Raw genomic sequence first — 25,367 nt, forward strand, 5'->3', positions numbered from 1 at the left:
CAAACCCCCCAAAACCCCCCCTATACCCCCAAAAAACCCTGTAACACCCGCCCCCCCCCCCCCCCCCCCCCGCAATTCGCCCCTGTAACCCGGAAAAAACCGGCTGCAAGCGGCAAATTCCCGCTATCCACCCCTGTAACCCGGAAAAACCCGGCTGCACGCGGCACCCCCCCCAATCCGCCCCTGTAACCCGGAAAAACCCGGCTGCAAGCGGCAAATTCCCGCGATCCGCCCCTGTAACCCGGAAAAACCCGGCTGCAAGCGGCAAACTCCCGCAATCCACCCCTGTAACCCGGAAAAACCCGGCTGCAAGCGGCAAACTCCCGCTATCCGCCCCTGTAACCCGGAAAAAACCGGCTGCACGCGGCAAACTCCCGCAATCCGCCCCTGTAACCCGGAAAAACCCGGTTACACGCGGCACCCCCCCGCAATTCGCCCCTGTAACCCGGAAAAACCCGGCTGCAAGCGGCAAACTCCCGCAATCCGCCCCTGTAACCCGGAAAAACAACGGTTACACGCGGCACCCCCCCGCAATTCGCCCCCGTAACCCGGAAAAACCCGGCTGCACGCGGCAAACTCCCGCTATCCGCCCCTGTAACCCGGAAAAACCCGGCTGCAAGCGGCAAATTCCCGCGATCCGCCCCTGTAACCCGGAAAAACCCGGCTGAAAATGAAAAATCCCTGCTCACCGATTCGGCGGGCAGGGATACGCAATGTTACAGGTTTCATAGACGTTTCCAGCGTCTTACGGCGCAATATTCTGAAGCCTTTACCTCCCTAAGACGCTCTGGCCGTCTTAAGACGATTACGCGCGGGAAATGTACTTGCCTTCGCGGGTATCGATCAGCAGCACATCGCCTTCGTTGATGAAGAGCGGAACCTGGACGTTCAGCCCGGTCTCGAGCTTCGCATTCTTGGTGGCGCCGGTCGCGGTGTTGCCTTTGATGCCCGGCTCGGTTTCCGTCACCGCCAGCTCGACGCTGTTCGGAAGGGTGATGCCGATGATCTCGCCTTGGTAGCTGGCGATGTTGACGCTCATGTTCTCTTTGAGGAAATTGATTTCCCATTCGAGCTGCTTCTTGTTCAGTTCGAATTGGTCGTACGTCTCGTTGTCCATGAACGTATATTCGTTGCCCGAGTTGTAGAGATACTGCACCTGCCGGTTCTCGATCATCGCGCGGGCTACCGTCTCGCCCGCCCGGAACGTCTTCTCGACGACGTTGCCGTTGCGCAGGTTTTTGAGCTTGGAGCGCACGAACGCCGCGCCCTTGCCCGGCTTGACGTGCTGGAAGTCGGTGACGGAATAGATGTCGCCGTCAACTTCGATGGAAAGGCCTGTCTTAAAATCGTTAACCGAGATCACTGAAAGTTCCCTCCTGTGGTAATGCCGCTCCTTAGTCCAGTACGATAAGTTCTTTGGGGGAGCGAGTAAGAATTTGGATGCCGGTATCCGTAATGACGACGTCGTCCTCGATCCTCACGCCCCCGAAGCCGGGAAGGTAGATGCCGGGTTCGACCGTCACGGTCATGCCGGGTCTCAGCACGATGTCTCCGGTTCGGGAAAGCCTCGGCTCTTCATGGATCTCCATTCCGAGACCGTGGCCCGTCCCATGGCCGAAATGGTCACCATAACCATACCTTGTGATGATGTCTCTCGTCAAGGCGTCGCCTTCACGCCCCATCATCCCGGGCTTCAAATGGTCTAACGCGGATTGCTGCGCTTCCTTGACGATGGCGTAGATTTCCTTATGTTTGTCGTTGGGCTTGCCGACGACGACGGTCCGGGTCAAATCGGAGCAGTAACCTTGGTAGTAGGCCCCGAAATCGAGCTTGACGAACTCGTTCGCGCCGATCACGCGGCCGCTCGCGACGCCGTGCGGCAACGCCGAACGTTCGCCGGATGCGACGATCGTGTCGAAGGACGGACCGGAAGCGCCCAGCTTTCGCATGAAGGTTTCCATTTCCGCCGCGACCTCAAGCTCGGTGACGCCGGGTTTGATGAAGCCGAGAATATGCTCGAACGTGCGGTCCGCCACCTCGGCAGCCTCCCGCATGACGCCCAGCTCAGCTTCTTCTTTCACCATGCGCAGCTCCTCGACGATCCCTCCCGCCGGAAGCAATTCTGCCGGTGCATAAGCCTTGACCCAGGACGCGTGCTCCGCGAACGTGACGTGGCGGTCTTCGAACAGAAGCTTCTCGATTCCCCACTCTTTCAGCAGGTCCGCGACGGTCGCCTTGATGTCGGGTCCATGTTCAACGATCTCGTAACCGTGCGCCTGCTTCGGAGCCTGCTCCCGATAACGGAAGTCCGTAATCAGAGCCGCCCGGTCTTCCGACAACAGCAGCACGCCCGACGTCCCCGTGAAACCGGACAAATACCTCCGGTTGACGCCGCTGCCGACCAGCATCGCCGTGGCGCCGGCCTCCGCGATTTTCCCCCGCAAATGGCGAACCCTTGCATTCGGCATCCCGAATCCCCCCTTAATTCCGGATATGATGGAGCAGCGCGGTCAACCCCAATTCGTAGCCTAGCGATCCGAAACCCGAGATTTGACCCACCGCGACAGGAGCCGTAACCGAAACGTGCCGAAACGCTTCCCGCTTGTGGATGTTCGAAAGATGGACCTCGACTACCGGCAAACCGACCGCAGCCAATCCGTCCCGCAAGGCGTAACTGGTGTGCGTAAGCGCCCCCGGATTGATCAGAATGCCGTCATGCCTTCCGTAAGCGGCATGGATGGCGTCGAGCAGCGCGCCTTCATGGTTGGATTGGAAAAATTGCAGCTCCGCTCCGAGACGATCCCCATGCTCCCTGAGCCTGTTTTCGATGTCCTGCAGCGTCATGGAGCCGTAAATCCCCGGCTCCCGAATGCCGAGCATGTTGAGGTTCGGTCCGTTCAATACGAGTATACTGGGCATAAGGTCGAATTCTCCTCCGCTTCCGCAGCCTTCCAGCCGGTATCGTTCACCAGAAGATTGTATCACAGCGGGAAGCGGAAGATAATCCCTTTATGGGGACGGTTAAGCGCCGGCCAGCTTCCTTTCGCGTTTCACGTCTTCATGGTACTCGAATGCGATGCTGTAACCGATGAACAGTCCCCAAACCGTAAAGAGGCACAAATCCGTGAGAATGCTGTTCCATCCGATTTTCCTGAGCGGCGGAACGGCCCCGATCGCGGGACCGACCGCCAGGTAGAACACGGCCCACCAAGCCGCACCGAACATCAGCCCCGGCAAGGGGCCCCGCAACGGCTTGAGCAAAGCGTAATAGACAAACGCTGCGACAATGGACATGACGATGAACAGAACGTATCCGACCGTCTGCCAGTAACCGCTTGCCAGTGCGCTTCGCCGGACCCACGGATCCGCCAGGAAAGCCGCCGGCACGCTGGTAAAATTCAGCGCTACGGCCAGCCAGCGGACGAACCCCCAAATGATTCCGGCAAAAAAGCCGATTTTCAGGCAATAGGCAATAGGCTCCGTTACGGCACCTTCCCCGCCGCGCCGGGAAGAGGTCGTTCCCGTTTCCTCGCCTTGGCGGGATGAGCCCGTTCCCGCGTCCTCGCCGCCCCGCGGGGAAGAGGCCGCGCCTGCGTCCTCCCCGCCCCGCCGGGAATCGGAAGTACCCGACATTCGATCCACCTCGATTCCATGCAAATGTTACCTTTAGGCTTCCCGCTCCCTTTCTTCCTTACTCCCCATACCGGCGGCCTCGTTGCCTGTGGCAATCTCCCATGCGATCTTGTAAAATAGATGTACATTCGAATGAAGCAGGTGAAAAGGCATGTCCCAAACGCCCGCCGTTTACGGCGGACAAGCCGTGATCGAAGGTGTCATGTTCGCCGGCCGGCACGTGAACGTGACGGCAGTCCGGCGCAAGAATCAGGAAATCACCTTCTACGAAGTTCCGAGGAAAGCTTCGTCCTCGTTCGTCAGAACCGTCAAGAAAATCCCGTTTATCCGCGGCATCGTCGGCATCGTCGAATCCGCGGCCAAGGGCTCCCAGCATCTGACCTACTCCGCCGAAGCTTACGCCGAAGACGAAACGGGACCGGACGAGGCCCCGGCCGAGAAGAAGGAAACATGGAACCTCACGATGATCCTCGGCGTCGCGGCGGTCGGCGTGCTGTCCTTCCTCGTCGGGAAATTCGTGCTTACCCTCGTGCCCGCGGCTTTGGAAGACATGATCTTCGGACGGGCATTCGAGAATAGAATATTACACAACCTGCTTGAAGGCGTTATCAAAATCATTCTTCTCCTCGCCTACTTGTGGGGGATCTCCCAGACACCTTTAATCAAACGCCTGTTTCAATACCACGGAGCCGAGCACAAGGTCATCAGCGCCTTCGAGGCCGGTCATGAGCTTACGGTCGAGAACGTCCAGAAGATGAGCCGGCTCCATTACCGCTGCGGCAGCAGCTTCATCATCTTCACCGTAATCGTCGGCGTCATCATTTATTCCTTTTTCAGCTGGGACTCCATGGGAGAACGTCTTCTGCAGCGGATCCTGCTGCTGCCCCTCGTGCTTGGCGTATCGTATGAAGTGCTGCGGGCCACGAATGCCGTACGGGACATTCCCGTGCTCCGCTGGCTCGGCTATCCCGGCCTCTGGCTGCAGCTGCTGACCACCAAGGAACCGACAGACGACCAGGTTGCCGTTTCCATCGCTTCGTTTAACCGGATGAGAGAATTGGACCGACAGGTGAATCCCGTGCAGCAATCCGTCAGAGTTTGACTTTAGAGGAGGAATCGCTTTGCAAAGCCGTTTCCACCCGATGTTTTACGTGATCCTGCCGCTTGCCGTGTTAGGTTTCGCGACCCAGTTCGAAACGCTGGTCCGATCGCTTGTCGTGCCGATCGCGATTATCGCAGTGCTGTTCGTCCTCTATTTCGTGATGCAGAAACGCCCCATCCGCCACCGCAATGCCCGGCCTGCTCCGCGGCAGACGCGGCGGCAGCCGGAGAAGTTAAAGCCGAAACGTCAGGCTTCCCCGTTCCGGGTCATCGAAGGACGCAAGAACCGGGACGACGAGGAGCCGCCCCGCTACCACTGAACAACCCCCCTCAGAAGAGACGCGAAGCTCTGCAGCTTGTTCCGAGAGTTCGATAAAGTAAGGGGGAGCCCCCGAGAATGGAAACCGCCTCACTGCCGATCGCCGGCAGGAGGCGGTTTTCCGTATCCGATCAGTTCGGCTTGACCTCGGTCCTGAGCTTGCCCGTTCTCCGGTCCCACAGGCGGAAAAACTTCTGCCCCGCCGCAAGGCCCGCTTCGTAGAGGCCTGCGCTCGCCTCCGGTTTCAGGTCGAATTGGGTCGTTTCCACCCCCATCGTGGGAATCCGAATCGTGCGGACCCACTTCTGCTCTTCGATATAACGTTCGTCATGCGCCCCGAGCATCGTTTCGAACATCGCCTGGAACATGGTGATCGGGCCCGAGATCCGATGCTGCTTGGCTTCCGTGCGCCCGATCATTTGGAAGCCGATAACCGGAATCGCGTTCTCTTCCGAAGCGTCTTTCTCGAACAGCCACAGTGGAAAATTACTCAGCAGCCCCCCATCCACGATGTAGGAGAACCTTGCCCGGACGGTTTCCCGCGAGCGGGCCTTCCTCGGACGAAGCGGCTGCCGGAGTACGACCGGGTCGAAGAAATACGGTATGCTGGTGCTCATCCGGATCGCTTTGGCGACCGGAAACCGGGACGGATCCATCCCGTACTCCGCGATATCGTCCGGCAGCACGAGCAGCTTGCCGTTCGTAATGTCCGAGGCAATGATCCGGACTTTCCCCCCGGGCAAATCGCCGAACACGCGCACTCCCTTCGCGGCCAGCAATCGTGCGACCCATTCCTCCAGGGCATCCCCTGCGTAAAGCCCCTTGCGCAGCAGCAAGCGGACGGCTGGACCGATGATACTCACGTTGAAAATGGGAGCCCGCTGCATGAACGACTTGAACGGCGTCGACTGAATAATCTCCCTCATCTCCGTCGCCGTATATCCTGTCGCCACAAGCGCGGCCACGATGCTGCCGGAGGAGGTCCCGGCCACCCGGTGGAATCGGACGCCAGCCATTTCGGCGGCGCGAACCGCGCCGGCAAGCGATATTCCCCTGACCCCGCCGCCTTCGAAAACCGCGTTGACCAGCGTCGATTCCACGGGTCATCCCCCTTTTCGCTCCCGAAGCCTCATAAGCCCAATCTATGCGGGCATTCCCGCCTCTAAAACCAGATGGCAAAAAGAACCCGGCAAAACGCCTCGAAGCTTGTCTTTTTTTGAAGATAAAGTCAAAGGGAGGCCTCCGATAACGACAAAAAAACCGCCCGTGCCGGGAAGGCATGAGGGCGGCAAAGGCCGTAAAACCATGGATGGTCAGCGGATCGCGAGCGGGCTGTTCTGGACGGATGCAGCCGGCTTTCGGCATACTCGTTGCCCAGGCGCCCCGCGATGATATACGGATATCCGTGGCCGAGAATGCGGTTCGGATCGTCGTTGCGTCCCCGGTCGCGTCCGTGATCGAGTCCCCTTGAAACAGGATCGTTCTTGGCGAAACGTTGCGGCTCATCTTCTCCGTCGCCTCTCCCAAGTCAAACGCCGATGCCATCCTTCTCGGACGGACAGACGTTTTGCCGCAGCGATCCGGAGGAGCATCGTGCGAACGATGCTTCCATGAATCATTCATAAAAACGGACTATCCCCGGCCATCCGTGGATGAGCGGCCAATAGTCCCGTTTCAATCGTTCTCCAGTTCTGCGCGGATCCGCTGCAGCTCCGCCTGCCGGGATTCGTCCCGGTTGAAGTACTCGACCAGCGTCTCGATGCAGGTGATCGAATCCCAGCTCAAGTGGTGCTCGATTCCTTCCACGTCGCGGTAAATGTTCTCTTCCTGCACGCCGATCATTTTCAAGAAAGATTCGAGCAGATGGTGGCGGTCCACCAGCCGCTTGCCCATTCTCTTGCCCTTGTGCGTCAGAATGAGGCCCCGGTACTTCTCATAGATCAGATAGTTGTCCTTGTCCAGCTTCTGGATCATCTTCGTGACCGATGAGGGGTGCACCTCGAGACCTTCGGCGATATCGGATACCCGGGCGTAACCTTTCTCGTCGATCAGCCGGTAGATCCGTTCCAGGTAATCTTCCATACTCGGGGTCGGCACGCCGAGCCCCCCTTTCCTCACGGTCGCTTGCTTAATGTATCATACACTGCTCCGGGGGCGGGGGGCAAGTCCGGTATCGGCGGAAACGGCCTAAAACTTCAACCACTCCGGCGTAATGCTCTGCAGCCAGATCGTGATGATGATCATCCGGTCCGTGAACAGCAGAATGCCCATCGCGACCATGAGGGCGCCGCCGATTTTCATCATCGTACCCGAATATTTCAGGATCCACCGGGTGGAGCCGATGAAGAAGGCCAGCACGAAAAAAGGAACGGCGAACCCGAGCGAATAGGCCGTCGTAAGCCCTGCCCAAGTTCCGGGGTTACTCGCCGCGAGCAGGATGATCGAGGACAGGATCGGCCCAATGCAAGGAGACCAGCCGGCCGAAAAACCGACCCCGAATACGAACGAGCCCAAATAACCCGCGGGTCTGGAGGAAACGTTGAGCTTGCGCTCCTTCAGCAGCAGCTGCGGCTGGAAAACCCCGAGCAGGAACAAGCCCATCAGCACGATGAGAATGGCCGAGATTTGCCGGATGACGTCCTGGTATTCCCGGAATGTCTCCGCGAAGGCGTTGGCGCCGTACCCGAGGGCGAAAAACACCATGGAGAAGCCGAGAATGAAAAAGAACGTATGCGCCATCGTTTTCACGCGGACTTGCGCGCTCGTATCCGTCTTGATCTGCGTCACGGAAATCCCGGTGATATAAGACAAATAGGAAGGATACAAGGGCAGGCAGCAAGGGGAAATGAACGATGCGAAGCCCGCGGCGAAGGCGATTCCTACGTTAACGTCGGCCATGCGGACGGTCCCTCCTTTCTTATACGCGCGTCATGCGGGTTCTCAGCGTGAGCGATACGATGAGCATGGCGATCAGCAGAAGCACGACCGTCCCGCCAGGCGCCAGATTCCACACGCCTGCGATCCAGAGGCCGGCCACGACGGCCGCCTCTCCGATCGCGACCACGATGACCACCGCTTGCCGGAAGCTTCGCGACAAAGCCAGGCTGCATGCGGCCGGAATGGTGAGCAGCGCGGAAACGAGCAGCGCGCCGACGATTTTGATCGCGGCGCTGATGACCAGCGCCGTCAGGATGCTGATCATGCTGTTGAAATAGCGGACGGGCAGTCCGTTCACGGCCGCCGCGTCTTCGTCGAAGGAGAGCAGGAACAGCTCCTTGCGGTGCAGCAGCACGACCGCGAGCACGACGGCGGTAACGGCCGCGATGACGATCAAGTCCACTCCGTCCAATGTGTAGATGCTGCCGAACAGGTAGGAATTCACGTTCAGGTTGAAACTCATGCCGAGCGTGAACAGAATGGACGCCAAAGCGATACCGCCCGACATGATAATGGCGATCGACAGCTCCGCGTACGTGCGGTACGTCCGGCGGAGCTTCTCGATTCCGAAAGCGGCGGCAATGGCGAATACAAGCCCGACGGCGACGGGGTAGACGCCGACAAGGAACCCGAGCGCAACGCCGGCGATGCTGACATGGGAGAGCGTGTCCCCGATCATGGCGAGACGTCTCAGCACGAGAAACAGCCCCATGAGAGGGGCTGTCACCGCAATGAGCGCGCCGCCGATAAGCGCTCTCTGGAAAAATTCCGCGGTAAGCAGATCCAACGGTCGTTAACCTTCTTTCCGTAAGGTATGAAGCAGGTCCGTTTCCGCGCAGTCTTCGAGATCATGCGAATGGCGAACATAGAAAGACAATTTGCCGGTCCTCTCCTTCGGTTCTTCCCCAAGGTAGGAGCGCACCATATCCATATCGTGGGACACCATCAAAAACGTAATGTCATGCTTCTGATGCATGTGGCGGATCAGATGGAAAAAGTTCATTTGCGTTTCGGCGTCGATCCCGGTCAGAGGCTCGTCGAGTATGAGCAGCTTGGGGTTGCTGATCAGCGCCCGTGCCAGAAACACCCGCTGCTGCTGGCCCCCGGACAGCGCTCCAATCCTCTTGTCCGCCAAATCCTCGATTTGCATCGTGCGGAGCGCGTCGTCGCAGCGGTGCTGGTCCTCCCGGGTCACCCTCCGGAACAGCTTCCTACGCCCGAACAAGCCGGACAGGACCACTTCGCGCACGGTGGCGGGAAACAACGGATTGAACTGGCTGCGTTGCGGCACGTAACCGATCAGATGACGATCCTTGAATTGGTCTGCCGGCGCGCCGAACAGCTCGATCCGTCCGGAATCCGGCTTCAGCAGTCCGACGATCAGCCGCAGAAGCGTCGATTTGCCCGCGCCGTTCGGACCGATCAGGCCGATGAAATCCCGTTCCTTCACGCTGAAGGACAGGTCCGTGAGCACGGGTTTCGCGCCGTAGGAGAACGAAACGCGGTCCAGCGTGATGATTTCGCGATGGCAGCCGGGTTGAACCGCGGGGGCAATCGTCATGGCGTTATTCTCCTCCTTCCCGTCGGGGCCCGTTCGAACGTTTTCCTTCTATTGTAATGCCTTCTGCAGGTTTTGCAAATTGCGCCTCATCAAGCTGAAATAGTCTTCTCCGGCCTTCTCCTGCTCCGGCGTGAGCCCTTCCAGCGGATTGAGCACGAGCGTTTCGGCGTTCGTCTCCTTGGCGATCGTCTCGGCCAGGTTATTGGACACCAGCTCTTCGAAAAAAACGGCCTTGATTCCTTTATCCTTGATGAATTGGATGATATTCACCATGTCCTGCGCTCTCGGCTCCGCTTCCGGCGACAATCCCATGATCGCCGTCTGATGCAGCCCGTAATCCCGGCACAGGTAGGCGAAAGCCTGGTGGGACACGACGATGTCGCGGCCTTGGTACGGCGCAAGTCCGGCGGCGAACTCCGCGTCGAGCGCGTTCAGCTTGTCTTTCAGCGCGTTGTATCGGCTCTCATAGGCGTCCTTATGCGCCGGGTCTGCTTGAAGGTAGGCGTCCCGGATATTCCCGGCCATAAGAAGGGCCGATTTGGGGCTTACCCACGTATGCGGATCGACGTCCAAGGCATGCCCGTCATGCGCTTGTTCTCCTTCTTCGCTCGCATGGTCGTGCTCGTCCTCCGGCGCTCCCTCGATCAGCGCGATGCCCCGGCTGGCCTCCACTTTCAGCAATTGGCTGCCCGAGCCCGCGCCGCTTAAGAAATCGTCCGTCCAGCCTTCCAGTCCCGCGCCGTTATAGACGAATAGCCGGGCCTTCGAGGCCAACTGGAGATCTTGGCTTTTGGGCGTCCAATCGTGCGGCTCGACGCCCGCGGGGACCAGGTTCACGACATGCGCGTCTTCCCCGCCGATTTCGGAGGCGAGAAAATAGAGCGGATAAAACGTGGTCACGACATTCACTTTGCCGTCGGCGAGGGAATCGCTCGACCTTCCGCAACCGCCAAGCACGAGGGCCGCGGCCAGCACGGCAACAAGCGCGGGAAGGAATGCCGGGCGAAAACGACCGTTCATTACACTGGAAATCGTCATATTCTACCCCTTAATCGTAAATATTATGATTAGGATTATAGAGTCGCCATTATCCGATGTCAATAAAAAAGACGGGCCGCGCTCGCCCGCAAGCGACGCTTGCTCGTCTTTTTCGCCGGCCGTACGATGTTTAATTTACATTGTATCCGTAATAATAGATACCGCTATTCGCCGTATAATAAACAGCGACGTAAATAGAGCCAGTCGAGGCCGTGCTGAACCATACGGTGGATTCTCCGACCGGCTTCGTCGCAATAACACTGCCATTGCTGTCCAATACAGACATCGACATCCCGGAATAGCCGCTCAAGAAATGCGATCCGGAGGGCACATTGGTGATCTTCCAATAGTCGACCGTATCGCTGCTGTTGACGGATCCGCCGGCTCCTTGTCCGTAATTGTAGACGTTGGCTTGCCCTAGGGTGTTATTCGACTCGGTTTCGCTCGCAGCGAACGCGGTGGTCGCAAAGCCAAGCAGCATAGCCATCGACAACATCCACAGTCCAATCTGTTTGCGCAAAACCTTTTTCATCATTCTCCACTCCCTCTTATGATCAAAAGATTCCGGCCGACAGATCTATTATAATCGTTAATAACTGAAATTTTTGTCATATTGTCCCTTGCACCGATAGGGACCTTCCGAATATCATGAAAGCCCTCACATACCAGAAGTTTGACTCATTCTTGGGATTCCGCATACCGATATATCGAAGAAAGACTACTTTTTCGTAAAATTTACGAAAAAGTAGTCTCCGACAAACATCCGTTCTTATTTCACCACGGCACCGTTGGGCATGCTGTCCGGCACCGTCGCCAGCGTCAGCTGTCCGTCCTGCGACGCCGCGAGAATCATCCCCTGCGACAGCTCGCCGCGAAGCTTCACCGGCTTCAGGTTCGTCACGCAGATCACTTTGCGTCCAATCATTTCTTCCGGCTTATAATGCATGGCGATGCCGGAGACGACTTGCCGACGCTCGAAGCCCAGATCGAGCTGCAGCTTCAGCAGCTTGTCGGCCTTCGGAATCGGCTCGCAGGCGACGACTTGCGCGACGCGCAGCTCCACCTTGGCGAAATCGTCGATGCCGATTTCCGGCTTCGACTCCGGCGCCTCCGCGGGCGGTGCCGCCGGTGCCGCTGCGGCACCGCCGCCTGCTTCTTTCCCCGGCTCGGGGGCCGGCGCGGGTGCGCCTCCCTGCATCGCCTGGGCGATCCAGGCGATTTCGTCCGCCATCTCCAGGCGGGGGAAGAGCGGCTCGCCTTTGTGGACCCGCGTTCCCGCGAGCGCGCCTCCGAACGACCGCAGCGACTCCCAAGCCGTATGACCGCCTTCCTCGATGCCGAGCTGCTCCCACATCCGGCGAGGCGTATGCGTCAGGAACGGCTGGATCAGGATCGACACGAACCGGAGCGTTTCCGCCAGATGCCCCATGACGGAAGCCAGTGCCGGCCGCTGGGCTTCGTCCTTCGCGAGTCCCCAAGGCTGCGTCTCGTCGATGTACTTGTTCGTCCGGCCGACCAGCGCCCAGATCGCCGAGAGCGCAACGGAAAACTCCATGTTTTCCATCGCGTTCTCCACCTTCTCCACCGTGAGATGAGCCATCGATTCCAGCTCCTCGTCGAACGGCGTGGCGCCTTTCTCGAACGCCGGGATTTCCCCGCCGAAGTATTTGTCGATCATCGCCACCGTGCGGTTGAGCAGGTTGCCGAGATCGTTCGCCAAGTCGTAGTTGATCCGCTCCACGAAATTGTCGGGCGTGAACGTGCCGTCTGAGCCGAAAGGCACTTCCCGCATCAAATAATACCTCAGCGCGTCCAATCCGTAGCGGTCGATCAGCGTGACGGGGTCGACGACGTTCCCTTTGGACTTGGACATTTTGCCGTCCTTCATGAGCAGCCAGCCGTGCGCGAATACCTTCTTCGGCAGCGGAAGTCCCAGCGCCATGAGCATGATCGGCCAGTAAATCGTGTGGAATCGGACGATTTCCTTGCCCACCAGGTGCACGTCCGCCGGCCAGAAATCGCGGAACCGCGATTCGTCCTCCGAACCGTAGCCCAGAGCCGTGATGTAGTTGGACAGCGCGTCGATCCAGACGTAGATCACGTGCTTCGGATCGCCGGGAACGGGCACGCCCCAATCGAAGGTCGTCCGCGAGACGGCCAAATCCTCCAGGCCCGGTTTGATGAAATTGTTGATCATTTCATTGCGGCGGGACTCCGGCTGGATGAACTCCGGGTGCTCCTCGTAATAGGCGAGCAGGCGGTCTGCGTATTTGCTCATGCGGAAGAAATAGCTTTCCTCCTGCACCCATTCCACCGGACGTCCGCAATCGGGACATTTGCCGTCCACCAGCTGGCGCTCCAGGAAGAACGCTTCGTCCGGCGTGCAGTACCATCCCTCGTACGTGCCTTTGTAGATGTCCCCTTGCTCGAGCAGCTTGGCGAAAATCTTCTCGACCGCCTGCTTGTGCCGGGGTTCGGTCGTTCGGATGAAATCGTCATTCGAGATTTCCAGCTTCCGCCATAATTCCTGAATGCCGGCCACGATATCGTCCACGAAACGCTGCGGCGTTTTGCCGGCTTCCTTGGCTTTGCGTTCGATTTTCTGCCCGTGTTCGTCCGTCCCCGTCAAATACCGCACCCGGAAGCCGCGAAGACGTTTGTATCGCGCCATAGCGTCGCCTGCTACCGTCGTGTAAGCATGCCCGATGTGCAGCTTGTCGCTGGGATAATAAATCGGCGTCGTAAGGTAAAAGGTTCGTTTTTCGTTCTTGTCGCCCATGTTCAGCCCATCCTTCATTCGTTAGTGGGAAAACAACAAAAGCTCCCGTCCCTATGGGACGAGAGCTGCCGCTCACGCGTTACCACCCAAGTTCCCCCCTTTCTCGCGAAAGGAGGCTCAGCCGGTCGAATCGACCGCATCCGTTATCGCCGGACAACCGCGCCGCGGACTTACGGAACGCCGAATACGCTCCCGCTCGTCCGAGGATCCTCCAGGACCATGTTCCGAAGCCGTCCCATGCCGGCTCTCAGCTTCCCCGGCTCTCTGGAATAGGCGATCGCCCCGTACTTATCCGTTCATCGGATTCCTTTATGGAAGTTCTTGACTTGCCCCCAATATACCGAAGCCGGCGATCCGTGTCAAGCCGAATCGCCGCGCGGCGGCACGGGGTCTAATCCGCCCGGGTGGAACGGATGGCATTTGCAGATCCGTTTCACGGCCAGGTAAGACCCTCTCAAGGGGCCATGTACTTCGATCGCTTCGAGCGCATATTGCGAGCACGTCGGCGCGAAGCGGCAGGTCGGCGGCTTCAGCGGGGAAATGAACTTGCGGTAGAACCGGATCGGCGCCTGCAGCGTCCTACGCGCGATCACGGCGATTTCCCGCCCGGAGCCGCCGAGCCTTCGGGCGATTCCCTGCATTCGCTGCAATAGCCGTAAATTTCGAATTTATGCTTGACAACCTGAAATCCGCCCGGCACTTCCGTCGCCGGCATCGGACAGGACCGGATCGGCAGCGTCTTCTCGCAATGCAGGCAGATCATGTGGTGGTGATGGTGGGGCTCCTCGCAGCTCAATTTGAACTTGACGCCTTCTTCGAAGACGAATTGTTCCACGATTCCCAAATCCAACAGTACCCGCAGGTTGCGGTAAACGGTATCGAAGCTGAGCCCCGGGTAAACCCGCTGCATATGGTCGTATACGTCCTTCGGCGTCAAATAGCCTGAGGTTGACGCGAACAGCTGGGCGAGCGTGCGCCGCTGTTCCGTAATCCTCAGTCCTTTATCCGCCATCTGCCGTACGATCCGTTCCGTTTCTCCCATTCGGCATCCTCTCCTGACCGGTTCCGGCTTCCCCGTCCTTCACCCCGCAACGGAGGAAGGGCGCTTTACGCGAACCACGTGTTGACGCTCCAGACGAGCCCTGCCAAAGACAAGGCGGACAAGCCCAGGAACAGGCCGCCCTGCCCCTTCCGGTGCTGGAACAGCCGTAAGACGCCCAGGCTGAGGAAAGAGCCGATCAGCAAAATAAACACCACGCCCGTTACGAACAGCGCAGGCGAAACGTTCGAAACATCGACCAAAGTCACTTTGATTGCCCCTTTACCCCGCCCAACCCGTGGACGGCGGTATCCGTTTATGCTTGGAATCCATGCATTCTCTAGCATTATACCGATTCAGGGGCGAATAAACAATTCCACTTCCTCTCTGTCGGCCGGCCGACGGCGAAAATGGATCAGAATCCGGTCCTCCTTCTGTTCGGCCACTCCCGTTCGCGGAAACACCCGGCAGGGAAAACGGATGGCGTGGATCCGCTGCTCCGGAAGTCCTTCCACTTTCAGACGTTCGGACGTCGCGAACAATCGAAGGCTGCGCATGTCGGTATTATTGGGCAGTCGAACCGTAACCGTCAGCTTCTTCGCGTTTTTGACCGTGTCGATTTGAACGAGCGAACTCGTTTCCATTTTGGCGCTTTCGGGACGGTCCTTCATCAGCCCTCGGACGATTTTGTCCAGCCATTCCCCGTCGTCTTGTTTCTCCCATTGTTCCACTAACTTCCAGGGCAAATCCTTGCCCAGCCAATTGCGGATTTCGCTCCAGTCCGGCAACGGCCCGCTTCCGAAAAAAGACGCCATGCGCGTCCCCCCCGTCGTAAACTTCCGTATCTCCATCCTATTCCGGAGCCGCGGAATCCGTGTCGCGGGCGGAGGACGGCGCACCTCTGGGCATCCGCCTTCATACACTGTACCAAGACCCCACCGCCAAAGGAGGCGTTGCGCCCATGCCAAGCATCGTCGGAGCCGTAAAAATAGTGAGCGCAAGCGGGGCCACTGTCGTCCAATTCGGGGATGCCCTGCAGATTCGACCTGTGAGCACATCCAAGACATACGCAGGAGCGGGTTCGTTCCTCACGGGCGATTTGTCCCGAACCGCCAATGCCGTGAGCGCTACGAATACGAACGATCCGGACATACAAGACGACTCCCCCAACCAAGTCGGCGGTGGCGCGGGAGGGACGGTCGTCTAATGGCGTGGAACATTTACCAGAACATCTCGATCAACTATATCCGGGTGGATTCCGTGACCAACTCTTCCGTTCTCCAGATCGGCAGCTCCGGCAGCATCCAGGCGCTGTCCCAGCTGTACAATACGGGAGGCTTCACCGGTCCGGCCCCTCAACTGACGGGGACGACCGCCCAGGAAGTGTCATTGGTGAGACTGCCGCTTCCCGTCTGAAAGGAGGCTTAGCCGATGTCTGCCGTCTACAATTGGCCCTATCCCTTCCCTGACGGGCCGGAAATCGCTCAGCGGCTTGCGCAGGCCGAACAAACCATCCGTCAGTTGACCGACCGGATCGGTCAACTCGAGCGGCAGTTGGAAGAACTGCGGAATAAACCGTCGCTGCACGTCGCATACCATTTCGACCAATTGAAGGTGAACGAATTGAAAGGCACGCTTAACGTCGGCCTATCTCCCCAAGGCGTTCAGGGCATCGATTCGTTCGAAACGCCCTTCACCGGCAATTGGCAGGTCACGAACGGAATGACGGCGGACGAAGCGGCTCAGCCGATCGGGCAGCTGCAGCAGCAGATGCTCGATTACATGGATCGGGAAGGACCGGGCGTGCTGTTCGGATTGGAGCAGAAATACGGCGTATCTCTCGGAGAAGACCATCGGCAGCGGGTATTGAACGATGTCAAAACCCAGTTGAAGGATCGGGTTCACTATTATGCCAAAACCTCGCCTTATCCGGCCGTGGGAACCGAAGAAGAACGGCGCCTCTGGGGCCAGTCGGTCATCGACAAGACGACGAAGGACGTCGGGATTGCTTTGACCACATATGTGGAAAGTTGGAAAGAAAAATACGGAGAGGGAGGCAAGAAACAATCATGAGACAAGGAGAGTTCCCGGTCGACCCGATCGTCATGAACGTGACGAACGGCCCCGTTTACGTCGGATCGATCCGGGTAATCGGAGCGGCGAGCTCCGCGGCCATCCTTGTGGGAGACGCGGAGTCCTTCCATCTCTACTCCTATTTCGACACTCCTGCCGAATCCTTGATCGTTGGACCGCTCGCCCCTCTGCCGCCCATGCCGGAAGAAGATATCGAATGAGCGTACAGAAAAGACTGTCCCGGGTCGGATCGTTAAGAATCGACAGCCTATTGTTCTCCACCGTGGCCCAACTGGGGGACAACGTCTTTACGGAGCTGAACAGCAAAGCCATCGCCCTGGCGCGGGCCATTCCCGATTTCGAGGGGGACGAAACCCGCTTCGCCGCCTACCCGATTTTCTTCCTCCCTCTGCGGGAGCTCCGGGGGGGACCGACGGTCCGGTTCAGCAGCCGGAGTCCCTGCGGCGAAATTCACGTCGGATCCGTGCGCGCCGTGGTCGCGGGGACTTCTTGCCTTCTCCGGCTCGGGACCTCGGAGACGTTTTTCGCCGAATCGCGAATCAAGCACATCCGGCAGTTCAACGACCGGATCGGGACATCCGCTGAATTCAGGGAACAGCAGCCGTCATAGGTGCAAACGCACAGGACAGCGATTGCCCTCCGCCATATGCTGAGACTGTGATACGACATCACAAACCTTTTACTCGGGAGGGTTGCACAATGGGTTACCCGATCGCAGGTGCTGGCGTCGGTTGTTATCCGGGATTCGGCTTCGGCGGCGCGGCGGCTTTCGTGCTTGTTCTGTTCATCCTTTTGGTCATCATTCTCAGAGCCGGAGTTTTCATCTAAAGCGCACCCTTCGCTCCGATAACCTTGCCGCGCCGCGGCAAGGTTTCCTTGAAGGTGTAGCCCCGCGGTTGCCGGGGCTCTTTTTTTTCATCGAAATATAAAAAGGGCTGACCAGAACCCTTCTGATCAGCCGTTTCTTGGAATTAGATGAAGACACCTGCGCGAAGGATGATGACCAGCAAAATGAAAAGAACGAGCGCGAATGTCGCAGCACCGCCGAAGCCGTATCCCGGATAACAACCGACGCCTCCGTATCCTACTCCGTAACCCACGAGATCACCGCCTTGATCGGATTGTGATTTGTCATCACATCCCTAACATATGGCAAGGACGAAAGTTCGGTCCATACAAGCGCATAGATCGGTCGGCTTTTCCGCACCAGCCCGGCATGCCCGCTTAACCGTTCGCGTTCATGGGAATCTTGCCGAGCTTCACCGCGATCTGGAGCTGCAAGCGGTCCTCGGAATCGTCCAGCGAGACGCCGAGGATGTTCTGGATTTTCTCCAGCCGGTAGACGACGGTATTGTAATGCGCGGACAGCTTCTCGCTTGTCAGTTTGATGTTGCCGTTGCAGCGGAAGAACATTTCCAGCGTCTCGGACAACCTCCCGCCGCCTTTGTGATCGGCTTGACGCAACGGATGGAAATACCGGTCCAGGAACTGCTCCCTCTCCGCGCCGGAAGGAATCATGAACAGAAGGGAATACACGCCCAGTTTTTCGTAAGTAAGAAGATCGTCCTTCATCCCGCAAATTTCCGAGATTTGCCGCGTTCGAACCGCCTGCATCCAACTCCCGTGGATGCCCGCGGGTCCCGGTACGGCCCTGCCGGCGAACATCCGGATATCCTGGCCTTCTACCAAAGGGCGCAATTCGTAGAGCAAACGCTCGAGCAGCCTTTCGGACGCGCCCGCGTCATCGGAACTGGGTTCGGAAGGCATCGGCACGACCAGCGCAAGATCCTTGCCGATCGGCGAAGCAAGCAATTCTTCGGCGCCGCGAAACTTCTCGGACCGAATACGGCGGGCGTATTCCCGGAGCATCTCCGGGACGGGGCCGGGAACCGGCCAGGCGACCAGCACCGCGCAGAGCGGGGTTTCCTCCGGCAAGCTGCAGCCGGCGACGTCCGCCCGCTGTCTCCAATCCGCCTCCGAGACGATTTTGCCGGAAATCCAATCCTGGAGGAATTGATCCAGATATTTGCCTTCCACTTCCTTCACGGCATCCATATTGGCCATTTCCATGCCGGCTAAAGCGGCCATCCGCTCAATGCTATACGTATCCAGCTGGGTAATTTCCTTGTCGCGTTCGAGCAGCACGAGGCAGGCCTGCTTCGAGCGCCGAACGGGAATCGCGCTGACGTAAACCCGGCTGCCTCCGACGGCGTTCGCGAAGCCGCTTCCCGAAATGCGGCCGATATGGCGGAAAGCCAATGCTTGCGCCATCGTCCAAGCCTCGGAGGGATCCATCGCGCGAAGGCTCAAAGACTGCCATGTTTTGCCGCTCTCGCGGATAATGGCCACGGGGTTGTGAAGCAAGGTTTCCACCGCGTCAAGGAACGGCTCGATACCGCTTCCCTCCAATAACAGGCGGGCGATCGTCTGGATCCGGTTCTGCAAATCGGCCAATTGGTCCGCTTCCTCACCCGGAATCCACCCGGAAGCTCCAGAAGGCGGCGGAATCAACGATCCTTGAAATGATTCCTTGCGGGGCATCATCGCCATGGCTATCCCTCCTTGGGTCGTCGAAGAAGTCCAGCGTTTCATATCGGACTGCAGCTTTACAATTATGTGATAATTTCTAACACAAATGAATTGTTAATGTATTCATCTGATCATTATTGTAATGTTATGTAACATTAAAATCAAATATTTTGACAAAAATAGTGGGAACAAGTTGCGGATATTTCACTGCGTTATGTTAGGTAACATGCTCGGCAAATAAAAAAGAAGCCGTTCCATGCCACAAACGGTTACACAGAACGGCTTCTTATGCGATTGCTTATGGCCGCGGGTACCCGCAAGCAGCGCAGAACTTCGCGGCCTCGCCGACCTGCGCCCCGCAGGACGGACAAGCCGCGGCCTCCGTCCGGGCGCGGTCCTCATCCCCCGGATCAACGGACGCCGGCCTTCCCGGTTCGCTCCAAGCGGGAGCCCGCTCCCCGTCTTGCGGCAACCCGACATCGGCCCAATCGGAGGCGGAAGGAGCCTCCTCCTGCCCGTCGCTTCGCATGGACTCCTCGATCGTTTCCGGGTGCGGGGACGAAGAGCCGTCTCCCATCGGCTCGGACGGCTCCGCCTGAACCGGCGGTTCCGGGAACGGATTCCCGCACGACGGGCAGAAGCGGGTATCATACGGCACCTTCTTGCCGCAGACGCATTCTTTCTCGTTGCGAAGCTGCATGATTCGCTGCTCGAGCGCTTCGATTTCGGCACGGATCGCGACGATTTCCTCGCAGGCGGGAATGACCGCGGACTCCGCCTTGGACAGATCCTTGGCCAGGTAACCTTCGAATACGGCTTCCCCCATCGTCGCGTACAGCTTCTCTATTTCTTTGCGCTTACTCGAAACTTGGGCATGCAGCCGGGTGATTTCCACCGTTTGCTGCGCTTTTTCGGTTGCGGTGGACACGCCTTTGCTGACGGTCTCCGTTATTTTTCGGAACAGACTCATCTGAACGCCTCCTTCTCCGATGTTATTATCTCATACGCGGACGTACGAAACATGGTTCCCGAATCGGATATCGCGGTGACCGGGGTCCCGAATCCCCGGAGCAACCGCGGGACTAGGGATTTCCGGACGGCCTCCTCCTGTAATCGGTCGGCGTGCAGCCGAACCATTTCTTGAACGCCTTGGAAAAGTAAAGCGCATCGGGATAGCCGACGGAAGCGGCAACCTCCTCGACCGTCAGCGCCTCCCGAAGCAGCAGCTTGGCGCGGTCCATGCGCAGCTTCTGCAAATAGCGGATCGGCGCCATCCCCATCTCGCTGCGGAAAAGCTTCGTGAGGTGCGTCCGGTGGTAACCGAGCTCCCTCGCCATCCGGGCGATGGACACGTTCCCCGCCAACTGAGCTTCCATCCAGCGGGCGGCGCGGTCCGCCTCTCTCGCCGCGATCCCCGCGCGTCCGTACGACGGAGGACCCTCCGGCCGGTTCCGCTTCGCCCAGCACGCGAACGCCAAGCCGAGCCACCCTTCCGCCTCCCATCCCGCCGTCCAATCTCCGCTCCGAAAGCTGCGATCGATCGCTTGCGCCGCTTGAAGCGCCGTTTCTCCGCCGCCGATGACGACGGGTTGATCGGGGGTCAATCCAGCCGTCTGAATCCAATGCCCGGCTTTCTGCCCACGGAAGGCGATCCAGCGGTATCTCCATGGATCATCCGCGTCGGATTGGTAGGTGTGCAGCTCCCCCGGGAAAATGAAGAAGCTGTCTCCCGCCTTAAGCTCGTACTGCCGGTCCCGGCACCGGTACGTTCCGGTTCCCTCGATCACGGTGTGGACCAAATAATAATCGAGCACCTGAGGCCCCATCCGATGCTCCGGCTCCGTCTGGGAATGCCCCGCGAACAGGACGGTGAGTTCCTCGCCTTCGCGCGGATTCGGATGCACCGCCATCGTGCTGAACCGTTTCTTCACCCGCCGCCCCCCTCTGTCAAGAAAACTACATTATTCCATATGATGAATCTTTCTTTCCATGGCGCGAAGAAGGCGCTTTCCCCTATTCTAAAACGCGTAGGAGCTTCATACAACAGCCTTTTCACAAGGGAGGATCAATATGGCCAAGATTACCTTTCTGGGTGCCGGAAGTACCGTATTCGCCAAAAATGTACTGGGCGACTGCATGCTCACGCCCGCTCTGCAGGATTTCGAAATCGCTTTGTTCGACATCGATCTCGAACGTCTGTCCGATTCGGAGCGGATGCTGAACAACCTTCGCCAGACATCCGGAAGCACGTGCCGAATCAAAGCCTATTCAGACCGGAAGGAAGCTTTGCGCGGCGCCAATTACGTCGTCAACGCCATCCAGGTCGGCGGTTACGCCCCGTGCACCATTACCGACTTCGAGGTGCCGAAGAAATACGGCTTGCGCCAGACGATCGCCGATACGGTCGGGATCGGGGGCATTTTCCGCAACCTCCGGACGATTCCGGTCTTGATGGATTTCGCCCGCGACATCCGCGAGGTATGCCCGGACGCCTGGTTCCTGAACTACACCAATCCGATGGCCGTTCTGACGAACGTGATGAACACCCACGGAGGCGTGAAAACGGTCGGGCTGTGCCACAGCGTCCAAGTTTGCGTAACCGACTTGTTCCGTAACCTGGGTATGGATCCGGAAGGCGTGCAATCCAAAATCGCCGGCATCAACCACATGGCCTGGCTGCTGGAAGTTACCAAAGACGGGGTCGATCTGTATCCGGAAATCAAACGCCGGGCGGCGGAGAAACAAAAAGAAAAGCACCATGACATGGTCCGCCTGGAAATGATGCTGCGGTTCGGGTACTACATCACCGAGTCGTCCGAGCATAACGCGGAGTACCACCCGTACTTCATCAAACGGAACTACCCCGAGCTGATCGAACGGTTCAACATTCCGCTGGACGAATACCCCCGCCGTTGCGTCAGCCAGATCGAGGGCTGGAAGAAAATGCGCGATTCCCTCGTGAACGATCAGAACCTGACGCACGAGCGCTCGCACGAGTATGCCTCGTACATTTTCGAGGCCATGGAGACGAACCGGCCGTTCAAAATCGGCGGCAATGTCATGAATACCGGGCTGATCACGAACCTGCCCCGGGAAGCTTGCGTCGAAGTCCCGTGCCTCGTGGACGCTTCCGGCATCAGCCCGACGTATATCGGCGATCTGCCTCCCCAATGCGCGGCACTCAACCGTACGAACGTCAATACGCAGCTTCTGACGATCGAAGCGGCCATAACGGGCAAGAAAGAGCATATTTACCATGCTGCCCTGCTCGATCCGCATACCTCCGCCGAGCTGTCGATCGACGATATCGTCTCGATGTGCGACGACTTGATCGAAGCCCACGGCGACTGGCTGCCGAAATTCCGATAAGCCTGCAGGCCGGAGAGCGTTGCCTGAATCGAGATCTATACGAAGAGGAGACCGATTCAGGTCTCCTTCTCTTCATCCGCAGATCGCCCGGGCAAAGCCGTGTCTTCCGCCGTTCGCAGCGGCCATCGCCCTATTCTACGCTCGTATTCCCATTACGACTGCCATCCTCCTGGCCCACGCGGCGACAGCGACGCCCAAGAATGTTCCTATAAATCGCAGATAAGCGTAGTTCAGCGATTTGGCGGACGTGGTTTGCATGCACAAGATGACGGAGATCGGCGCCAAAAAAGGGTGTTTGACCCGGCGAGCTTGTCCGCTTCCCAAGCGAATCCGCAAGAGGACGCCATCTTGAGCGAATAAACGGCCAACTCCGCGTACGTCTATCGCGAGAATTCGGAAACAAGCCGGCATCATGCAACCATCACTCTTCATCTTTCCACTTTTCCAGAAACGTTTAAATGGAATCAAAGAGGGAGAGAACTTGTTGGTGCTGGAGTTCTTCTGATGCATGCGGAGGAAATGGTTTTGACGATTCACGGGAACAGATTCAGATGGAAGGTACGATTCCGGGGATGAGGCGGCGAAACAGTTGCCGGTGTCGTTCGAGGAATGGGAGCGGCGAGCCAAGGAACTTCTTGCCGCGGCGCCGTTTGGTTACGTTTATGGAGCGGCAGGAGCCGGGGACACGAATCGTGCCAACGCGGAAGCCTTTCAAACCTTCCGTCTTCGGTGAGGTGACGCTAATGAACATTAATTTTATATGGGAAGCGTTAGTCATCTTGTTCGTCGGGTTCTGTTTGCTGAGGATAACCGGCAAAAAAACCGTTGGGGAAATGACAGGACTCGAAATCATCACCCTCTTGGCCGTGGCCTCCATTATTAGCCATGCCGTAACCGAAGTCGGGTTATGGAAGACGGTGATTACCTTATGCGTATTCGTATCTCTGCTGATTACGGTTCAGTTTCTTGCGATCAAGTTCGATTGGGTGGAGAAAATGTTCATGGGGAAAGCCACACTCGTGATTCAAGACGGGAAGATCGAAATGGCGAACCTGAGGAAGTTGCGCCTCTCCGTCGACCAATTGGAAGCGAAATTAAGAGAAAAAGGGATTTCTTCATTCCGTGATATCAAGACCGCAACCATCGAGATGAGCGGTCAATTAGGCTACGAATGGGCAAAGCACGCAAAACCTGTAACACACGGGGAAATGGAAAGGTTATTCGAATTCCTGCATTCGAACTTGCCGCCAAAACAACAAAAACAAAATGAAAACCTATTTCACGAAGTGACTCACGGAGGACATCGAAATCCTATTCCCCCGGAATTAGATTGATTCCGCCACATTCGTGTCAGTCGATCCTCTCTCGCTCCCTATGCAGCGCATACAAGGAAACGTACAGAATAAGAATCAACATCCCGATGAGGAACGTGAAGATGAAGGCGCCCGGGTTCAGCCCCTCGAGCACCCCTTCGATCAGGCGGAACGGACTGAACAGGACGTCCCAGCTGTTCAAGCGTTCCACCCGCCCCAGGTAAACGCCGAATCCTCCTAGGAAAGAGACCGCCGCGATGAACAGCCAGCCGATCCGCACGTCGGCGTAATGGCGAACGATGGCCTGAAAATGCCGCATGGACCCGTAGGCCAGCAGCAATCCGCACCAGGAAAACAGGAAGAAGACGACGAGGTCGTACCAAAGAATGAGGCTGTCCGGATGGTAAGGCTGGAAAATGACGTGGATGAAGTCCGTGGTCAAATAAGGCGCGTTAGGGTACAGCACCAGCCAGCCCGCGCCCAGGATCGGCAGCAGAATCGCTTTGACCGCGCCGCGTTTCTTCAATTGGATTTGGATCGCGGTCATGGAGAAAATGAGCGGCAGCCACGCGAGAAACAGGTTCCACAGCATGAATCCGAACGGATTGTCGCCCATTCGGATGATGCGCACGATAATGAGCAGGACGCAGAGGACGGAGATACCCCCGATAATCCCGTACACAGGGAAAGAAACGGGATCGGAGATTAGGCGATCCTGGGATCTTCCGCGAGATGCCGGCATTTGCGTTCCCTCCAATCGGTTCATTTCGCGCTCCAACAACCGGCCATACGAGCAGCCTACGCTTCATATTGCCCTATGTACGATTGAAACTGGCTCCTGCCGCTTTCAGCCTCCGTCTCCAACTGCCTTCGGTGGCGGCGCAGCCGCTGAAGGACATCGTTTACCTGGTCCGAATGGCGTTGAACGGAGTCGATCGAATCTCGGATTCTGCCCTGAACCATCCAATCGGAAATCAATCCGTCGAAAAAATAGTCGGAGAAGGTGAGAAAAGGCCCCGTTTGCGGAAGCTCGATGTCACAGGACATGGGAACGTCCTTCCATACGGGTAAGTTGGGCCATCGCTGCGTCTACTTTGCTTCGATGGCTTCCTTCTCCTCCCGGCCAACCCGCTCGTCCCACTTGCCGAAAAGTTTCAGCCAGAACTGTGAGAACGTCGAGGACGCCAACTGGCTTACGTCTTCCCGTTCTCGCTGCAGGGCACGCAGCCAGTCTTCCGCGATTCCTCGCTGCTCCTCGATATCGATTTGCAGGTGTGACAATCTGCGTTCTCCCGCCCGTTTAACCTCGACGTCCCGGAGACATTGCCGGAGATCCTTATTCCAAGCCTCTATCGGATTTTCCATACCCAAATATCCTGCTTCCCGCAAAAAAAGATACAAAATGTATATTCATTACCCACGATAATGATTTTTCACCTGGAATGCAAGTTGTTCTGAATCGTACTAACTCGCATACAAACTCGGAAATTTCGTAACCTTACGCAACTCTAGTTTTTAAACCCGTGCGATCACGAGATCCGGTACCTCCCTCCCTGCAGAATACCGAAGGCATTACGCCGGTCTCGCCGACTTAAACTCCGCCAACCGCTATATACAAAAAATCGTTCCGTCCCCCGCCGAATAGAGGGCAGGTA

Annotated in this window: 34 protein-coding genes; 10 read left to right on the forward strand and 24 right to left on the reverse strand. The window is 57.8% G+C overall.

What is annotated here, in order from left to right:
• Positions 1-805: 805 nt before the first annotated feature.
• The 4 genes from efp to GE107_RS12120 form a co-directional block, all read right to left on the reverse strand.
• Positions 806-1,363 carry an elongation factor P gene (gene efp, locus GE107_RS12105; RefSeq protein WP_219640237.1) on the reverse strand — a complete coding sequence of 186 codons (558 nt, stop codon included), beginning with the start codon at positions 1,361-1,363 and terminating at the stop codon, positions 806-808.
• Positions 1,364-1,394: 31 nt separating this feature from the next.
• Positions 1,395-2,468 (reverse strand): M24 family metallopeptidase, encoded by a 1,074-nt coding sequence (locus GE107_RS12110; protein ID WP_219640238.1) that lies wholly within the window; start codon positions 2,466-2,468, stop codon positions 1,395-1,397.
• Positions 2,469-2,481: 13 nt separating this feature from the next.
• On the reverse strand, positions 2,482-2,919 hold the full coding sequence (gene aroQ, locus GE107_RS12115; protein WP_219640239.1) for a type II 3-dehydroquinate dehydratase: 438 nt from the start codon (positions 2,917-2,919) through the stop codon (positions 2,482-2,484).
• Between the two features lie 102 nt (positions 2,920-3,021).
• Positions 3,022-3,633 carry a YqhR family membrane protein gene (locus GE107_RS12120; RefSeq protein ID WP_219640240.1) on the reverse strand — a complete coding sequence of 204 codons (612 nt, stop codon included), beginning with the start codon at positions 3,631-3,633 and terminating at the stop codon, positions 3,022-3,024.
• 151 nt (positions 3,634-3,784) lie between these two features.
• Between GE107_RS12120 and GE107_RS12125 the strand changes: the two genes are divergently transcribed.
• Entirely contained in the window at positions 3,785-4,735 is a 951-nt protein-coding gene (locus GE107_RS12125) for a DUF1385 domain-containing protein (protein WP_219640241.1), read from the forward strand.
• A gap of 19 nt (positions 4,736-4,754) precedes the next feature.
• Positions 4,755-5,054, forward strand: a complete 300-nt coding sequence (locus GE107_RS12130) for a hypothetical protein (RefSeq protein WP_219640242.1) — start codon at positions 4,755-4,757, stop codon at positions 5,052-5,054.
• 130 nt (positions 5,055-5,184) lie between these two features.
• Here GE107_RS12130 and GE107_RS12135 read toward each other — a convergent pair whose 3' ends face one another.
• From GE107_RS12135 to GE107_RS12190, 12 genes are all read right to left on the reverse strand, one after another.
• Entirely contained in the window at positions 5,185-6,153 is a 969-nt protein-coding gene (locus GE107_RS12135) for a patatin-like phospholipase family protein (protein ID WP_370636383.1), read from the reverse strand.
• A 574-nt stretch (positions 6,154-6,727) separates the two neighbouring features.
• Positions 6,728-7,150, reverse strand: coding sequence for a transcriptional regulator MntR (gene mntR / locus GE107_RS12140; protein WP_219640243.1), 423 nt, complete (start codon positions 7,148-7,150; stop codon positions 6,728-6,730).
• A gap of 90 nt (positions 7,151-7,240) precedes the next feature.
• The gene (locus GE107_RS12145; RefSeq protein WP_219640244.1) at positions 7,241-7,951 is read right to left on the reverse strand and encodes a cytochrome c biogenesis CcdA family protein; all 711 of its coding nucleotides are present in this window, start codon (positions 7,949-7,951) and stop codon (positions 7,241-7,243) included.
• Positions 7,952-7,970: 19 nt separating this feature from the next.
• The gene (locus GE107_RS12150; RefSeq protein ID WP_219640245.1) at positions 7,971-8,777 is read right to left on the reverse strand and encodes a metal ABC transporter permease; all 807 of its coding nucleotides are present in this window, start codon (positions 8,775-8,777) and stop codon (positions 7,971-7,973) included.
• A 6-nt stretch (positions 8,778-8,783) separates the two neighbouring features.
• Positions 8,784-9,551 carry a metal ABC transporter ATP-binding protein gene (locus GE107_RS12155; protein ID WP_219640246.1) on the reverse strand — a complete coding sequence of 256 codons (768 nt, stop codon included), beginning with the start codon at positions 9,549-9,551 and terminating at the stop codon, positions 8,784-8,786.
• Positions 9,552-9,599: 48 nt separating this feature from the next.
• Positions 9,600-10,589 carry a metal ABC transporter substrate-binding protein gene (locus GE107_RS12160; RefSeq protein ID WP_255570428.1) on the reverse strand — a complete coding sequence of 330 codons (990 nt, stop codon included), beginning with the start codon at positions 10,587-10,589 and terminating at the stop codon, positions 9,600-9,602.
• A gap of 130 nt (positions 10,590-10,719) precedes the next feature.
• Positions 10,720-11,124 carry a hypothetical protein gene (locus GE107_RS12165; protein WP_219640247.1) on the reverse strand — a complete coding sequence of 135 codons (405 nt, stop codon included), beginning with the start codon at positions 11,122-11,124 and terminating at the stop codon, positions 10,720-10,722.
• Positions 11,125-11,358: 234 nt separating this feature from the next.
• A complete protein-coding gene (gene metG, locus GE107_RS12170; protein WP_219640248.1) occupies positions 11,359-13,368 on the reverse strand; it encodes a methionine--tRNA ligase in 2,010 nt (669 codons plus the stop codon).
• A gap of 359 nt (positions 13,369-13,727) precedes the next feature.
• On the reverse strand, positions 13,728-13,961 hold the full coding sequence (gene yidD, locus GE107_RS12175; protein WP_370636385.1) for a membrane protein insertion efficiency factor YidD: 234 nt from the start codon (positions 13,959-13,961) through the stop codon (positions 13,728-13,730).
• The gene (locus tag GE107_RS12180; RefSeq protein ID WP_219640250.1) at positions 13,958-14,410 is read right to left on the reverse strand and encodes a Fur family transcriptional regulator; all 453 of its coding nucleotides are present in this window, start codon (positions 14,408-14,410) and stop codon (positions 13,958-13,960) included. Before GE107_RS12180 ends, yidD begins: the two co-directional genes overlap by 4 nt.
• A gap of 65 nt (positions 14,411-14,475) precedes the next feature.
• Positions 14,476-14,676 (reverse strand): hypothetical protein, encoded by a 201-nt coding sequence (locus tag GE107_RS12185; RefSeq protein WP_219640251.1) that lies wholly within the window; start codon positions 14,674-14,676, stop codon positions 14,476-14,478.
• Positions 14,677-14,763: 87 nt separating this feature from the next.
• Positions 14,764-15,222, reverse strand: coding sequence for a hypothetical protein (locus GE107_RS12190; protein ID WP_219640252.1), 459 nt, complete (start codon positions 15,220-15,222; stop codon positions 14,764-14,766).
• Positions 15,223-15,368: 146 nt separating this feature from the next.
• Between GE107_RS12190 and GE107_RS12195 the strand changes: the two genes are divergently transcribed.
• The 6 genes from GE107_RS12195 (at position 15,369) to GE107_RS12220 (ending at position 17,329) form a co-directional block, all read left to right on the forward strand.
• Positions 15,369-15,614, forward strand: coding sequence for a spore germination protein (locus GE107_RS12195; RefSeq protein ID WP_219640253.1), 246 nt, complete (start codon positions 15,369-15,371; stop codon positions 15,612-15,614).
• Positions 15,614-15,823 carry a spore germination protein GerPB gene (locus GE107_RS12200; protein WP_219640254.1) on the forward strand — a complete coding sequence of 70 codons (210 nt, stop codon included), beginning with the start codon at positions 15,614-15,616 and terminating at the stop codon, positions 15,821-15,823. Before GE107_RS12195 ends, GE107_RS12200 begins: the two co-directional genes overlap by 1 nt.
• 15 nt (positions 15,824-15,838) lie before the next feature.
• Complete coding sequence (gene gerPC / locus GE107_RS12205; RefSeq protein WP_219640255.1) at positions 15,839-16,480, forward strand: spore germination protein GerPC; 642 nt, start codon at positions 15,839-15,841, stop codon at positions 16,478-16,480.
• The gene (locus GE107_RS12210; protein ID WP_370636386.1) at positions 16,477-16,701 is read left to right on the forward strand and encodes a spore gernimation protein GerPD; all 225 of its coding nucleotides are present in this window, start codon (positions 16,477-16,479) and stop codon (positions 16,699-16,701) included. The genes gerPC and GE107_RS12210 overlap by 4 nt, the downstream gene beginning before the upstream one ends.
• On the forward strand, positions 16,698-17,111 hold the full coding sequence (locus tag GE107_RS12215) for a spore germination protein GerPE (RefSeq protein WP_219640256.1): 414 nt from the start codon (positions 16,698-16,700) through the stop codon (positions 17,109-17,111). Before GE107_RS12210 ends, GE107_RS12215 begins: the two co-directional genes overlap by 4 nt.
• Positions 17,112-17,200: 89 nt before the next feature.
• Positions 17,201-17,329 carry a sporulation protein YjcZ gene (locus GE107_RS12220; protein WP_219640257.1) on the forward strand — a complete coding sequence of 43 codons (129 nt, stop codon included), beginning with the start codon at positions 17,201-17,203 and terminating at the stop codon, positions 17,327-17,329.
• 143 nt (positions 17,330-17,472) lie between these two features.
• Here GE107_RS12220 and GE107_RS12225 read toward each other — a convergent pair whose 3' ends face one another.
• The 4 genes from GE107_RS12225 to GE107_RS12240 all read right to left on the reverse strand — a co-directional run bounded on the left by GE107_RS12225 (position 17,473) and on the right by GE107_RS12240 (position 20,961).
• Positions 17,473-17,601, reverse strand: a complete 129-nt coding sequence (locus tag GE107_RS12225) for a sporulation protein YjcZ (RefSeq protein ID WP_219640258.1) — start codon at positions 17,599-17,601, stop codon at positions 17,473-17,475.
• A gap of 124 nt (positions 17,602-17,725) precedes the next feature.
• Complete coding sequence (locus GE107_RS12230; RefSeq protein WP_219640259.1) at positions 17,726-19,051, reverse strand: PucR family transcriptional regulator; 1,326 nt, start codon at positions 19,049-19,051, stop codon at positions 17,726-17,728.
• Between the two features lie 277 nt (positions 19,052-19,328).
• On the reverse strand, positions 19,329-20,000 hold the full coding sequence (locus GE107_RS12235) for a zinc ribbon domain-containing protein (protein WP_219640260.1): 672 nt from the start codon (positions 19,998-20,000) through the stop codon (positions 19,329-19,331).
• 112 nt (positions 20,001-20,112) lie between these two features.
• A complete protein-coding gene (locus GE107_RS12240; RefSeq protein WP_219640261.1) occupies positions 20,113-20,961 on the reverse strand; it encodes an AraC family transcriptional regulator in 849 nt (282 codons plus the stop codon).
• A 139-nt stretch (positions 20,962-21,100) separates the two neighbouring features.
• On the opposite strand from GE107_RS12240, the gene melA reads away from it, so the two are divergent.
• The gene (melA, locus tag GE107_RS12245) at positions 21,101-22,399 is read left to right on the forward strand and encodes an alpha-glucosidase/alpha-galactosidase (RefSeq protein ID WP_219640262.1); all 1,299 of its coding nucleotides are present in this window, start codon (positions 21,101-21,103) and stop codon (positions 22,397-22,399) included.
• Between the two features lie 135 nt (positions 22,400-22,534).
• Here the strand turns inward: melA and GE107_RS27140 are convergent, their stop codons facing one another.
• Positions 22,535-22,909, reverse strand: coding sequence for an FUSC family protein (locus GE107_RS27140; protein ID WP_370636398.1), 375 nt, complete (start codon positions 22,907-22,909; stop codon positions 22,535-22,537).
• Between the two features lie 182 nt (positions 22,910-23,091).
• On the opposite strand from GE107_RS27140, the gene GE107_RS12255 reads away from it, so the two are divergent.
• Positions 23,092-23,733: a DUF421 domain-containing protein gene (locus GE107_RS12255; protein ID WP_370636388.1), complete on the forward strand. Its 642-nt coding sequence runs from the start codon at positions 23,092-23,094 to the stop codon at positions 23,731-23,733.
• A gap of 16 nt (positions 23,734-23,749) precedes the next feature.
• Here the strand turns inward: GE107_RS12255 and GE107_RS12260 are convergent, their stop codons facing one another.
• From GE107_RS12260 to GE107_RS12270, 3 genes are read right to left on the reverse strand one after another with little or no spacing between them, the layout of a single operon-like run.
• Positions 23,750-24,454, reverse strand: coding sequence for a DUF1361 domain-containing protein (locus tag GE107_RS12260; protein ID WP_219640264.1), 705 nt, complete (start codon positions 24,452-24,454; stop codon positions 23,750-23,752).
• A gap of 56 nt (positions 24,455-24,510) precedes the next feature.
• Positions 24,511-24,759 carry a hypothetical protein gene (locus tag GE107_RS12265; RefSeq protein WP_219640265.1) on the reverse strand — a complete coding sequence of 83 codons (249 nt, stop codon included), beginning with the start codon at positions 24,757-24,759 and terminating at the stop codon, positions 24,511-24,513.
• 42 nt (positions 24,760-24,801) lie between these two features.
• Complete coding sequence (locus GE107_RS12270; RefSeq protein WP_219640266.1) at positions 24,802-25,077, reverse strand: hypothetical protein; 276 nt, start codon at positions 25,075-25,077, stop codon at positions 24,802-24,804.
• Positions 25,078-25,367 lie beyond the last annotated feature (290 nt).

Source organism: Cohnella sp. CFH 77786, assembly GCF_019400745.1.
Lineage (GTDB): Bacteria > Bacillota > Bacilli > Paenibacillales > Paenibacillaceae > Cohnella.

Excerpts from the sequence above, each read along its gene's own strand:
- GE107_RS12200 (WP_219640254.1), top strand. The coding sequence starts at position 15,614 with ATGGCGTGGAACATTTACCAGAACATCTCGATCAACTATATCCGGGTG.
- GE107_RS12125 (WP_219640241.1), top strand. The coding sequence starts at position 3,785 with ATGTCCCAAACGCCCGCCGTTTACGGCGGACAAGCCGTGATCGAAGGT.
- GE107_RS12165 (WP_219640247.1), bottom strand. The coding sequence starts at position 11,124 with ATGATGAAAAAGGTTTTGCGCAAACAGATTGGACTGTGGATGTTGTCG.
- GE107_RS12215 (WP_219640256.1), top strand. The coding sequence starts at position 16,698 with ATGAGCGTACAGAAAAGACTGTCCCGGGTCGGATCGTTAAGAATCGAC.
- GE107_RS12235 (WP_219640260.1), bottom strand. The coding sequence starts at position 20,000 with ATGAGTCTGTTCCGAAAAATAACGGAGACCGTCAGCAAAGGCGTGTCC.
- GE107_RS12120 (WP_219640240.1), bottom strand. The coding sequence starts at position 3,633 with ATGTCGGGTACTTCCGATTCCCGGCGGGGCGGGGAGGACGCAGGCGCG.
- GE107_RS12195 (WP_219640253.1), top strand. The coding sequence starts at position 15,369 with ATGCCAAGCATCGTCGGAGCCGTAAAAATAGTGAGCGCAAGCGGGGCC.
- melA (WP_219640262.1), top strand. The coding sequence starts at position 21,101 with ATGGCCAAGATTACCTTTCTGGGTGCCGGAAGTACCGTATTCGCCAAA.
- GE107_RS12155 (WP_219640246.1), bottom strand. The coding sequence starts at position 9,551 with ATGACGATTGCCCCCGCGGTTCAACCCGGCTGCCATCGCGAAATCATC.
- GE107_RS12260 (WP_219640264.1), bottom strand. The coding sequence starts at position 24,454 with ATGCCGGCATCTCGCGGAAGATCCCAGGATCGCCTAATCTCCGATCCC.
- GE107_RS27140 (WP_370636398.1), bottom strand. The coding sequence starts at position 22,909 with ATGCATCAGAAGAACTCCAGCACCAACAAGTTCTCTCCCTCTTTGATT.
- metG (WP_219640248.1), bottom strand. The coding sequence starts at position 13,368 with ATGGGCGACAAGAACGAAAAACGAACCTTTTACCTTACGACGCCGATT.
- GE107_RS12270 (WP_219640266.1), bottom strand. The coding sequence starts at position 25,077 with ATGGAAAATCCGATAGAGGCTTGGAATAAGGATCTCCGGCAATGTCTC.
- aroQ (WP_219640239.1), bottom strand. The coding sequence starts at position 2,919 with ATGCCCAGTATACTCGTATTGAACGGACCGAACCTCAACATGCTCGGC.
- gerPC (WP_219640255.1), top strand. The coding sequence starts at position 15,839 with ATGTCTGCCGTCTACAATTGGCCCTATCCCTTCCCTGACGGGCCGGAA.
- GE107_RS12110 (WP_219640238.1), bottom strand. The coding sequence starts at position 2,468 with ATGCCGAATGCAAGGGTTCGCCATTTGCGGGGGAAAATCGCGGAGGCC.
- GE107_RS12220 (WP_219640257.1), top strand. The coding sequence starts at position 17,201 with ATGGGTTACCCGATCGCAGGTGCTGGCGTCGGTTGTTATCCGGGATTC.
- GE107_RS12265 (WP_219640265.1), bottom strand. The coding sequence starts at position 24,759 with ATGTCCTGTGACATCGAGCTTCCGCAAACGGGGCCTTTTCTCACCTTC.
- GE107_RS12190 (WP_219640252.1), bottom strand. The coding sequence starts at position 15,222 with ATGGCGTCTTTTTTCGGAAGCGGGCCGTTGCCGGACTGGAGCGAAATC.
- GE107_RS12180 (WP_219640250.1), bottom strand. The coding sequence starts at position 14,410 with ATGGGAGAAACGGAACGGATCGTACGGCAGATGGCGGATAAAGGACTG.
- GE107_RS12145 (WP_219640244.1), bottom strand. The coding sequence starts at position 7,951 with ATGGCCGACGTTAACGTAGGAATCGCCTTCGCCGCGGGCTTCGCATCG.
- GE107_RS12210 (WP_370636386.1), top strand. The coding sequence starts at position 16,477 with ATGAGACAAGGAGAGTTCCCGGTCGACCCGATCGTCATGAACGTGACG.
- GE107_RS12160 (WP_255570428.1), bottom strand. The coding sequence starts at position 10,589 with ATGACGATTTCCAGTGTAATGAACGGTCGTTTTCGCCCGGCATTCCTT.
- GE107_RS12230 (WP_219640259.1), bottom strand. The coding sequence starts at position 19,051 with ATGGCGATGATGCCCCGCAAGGAATCATTTCAAGGATCGTTGATTCCG.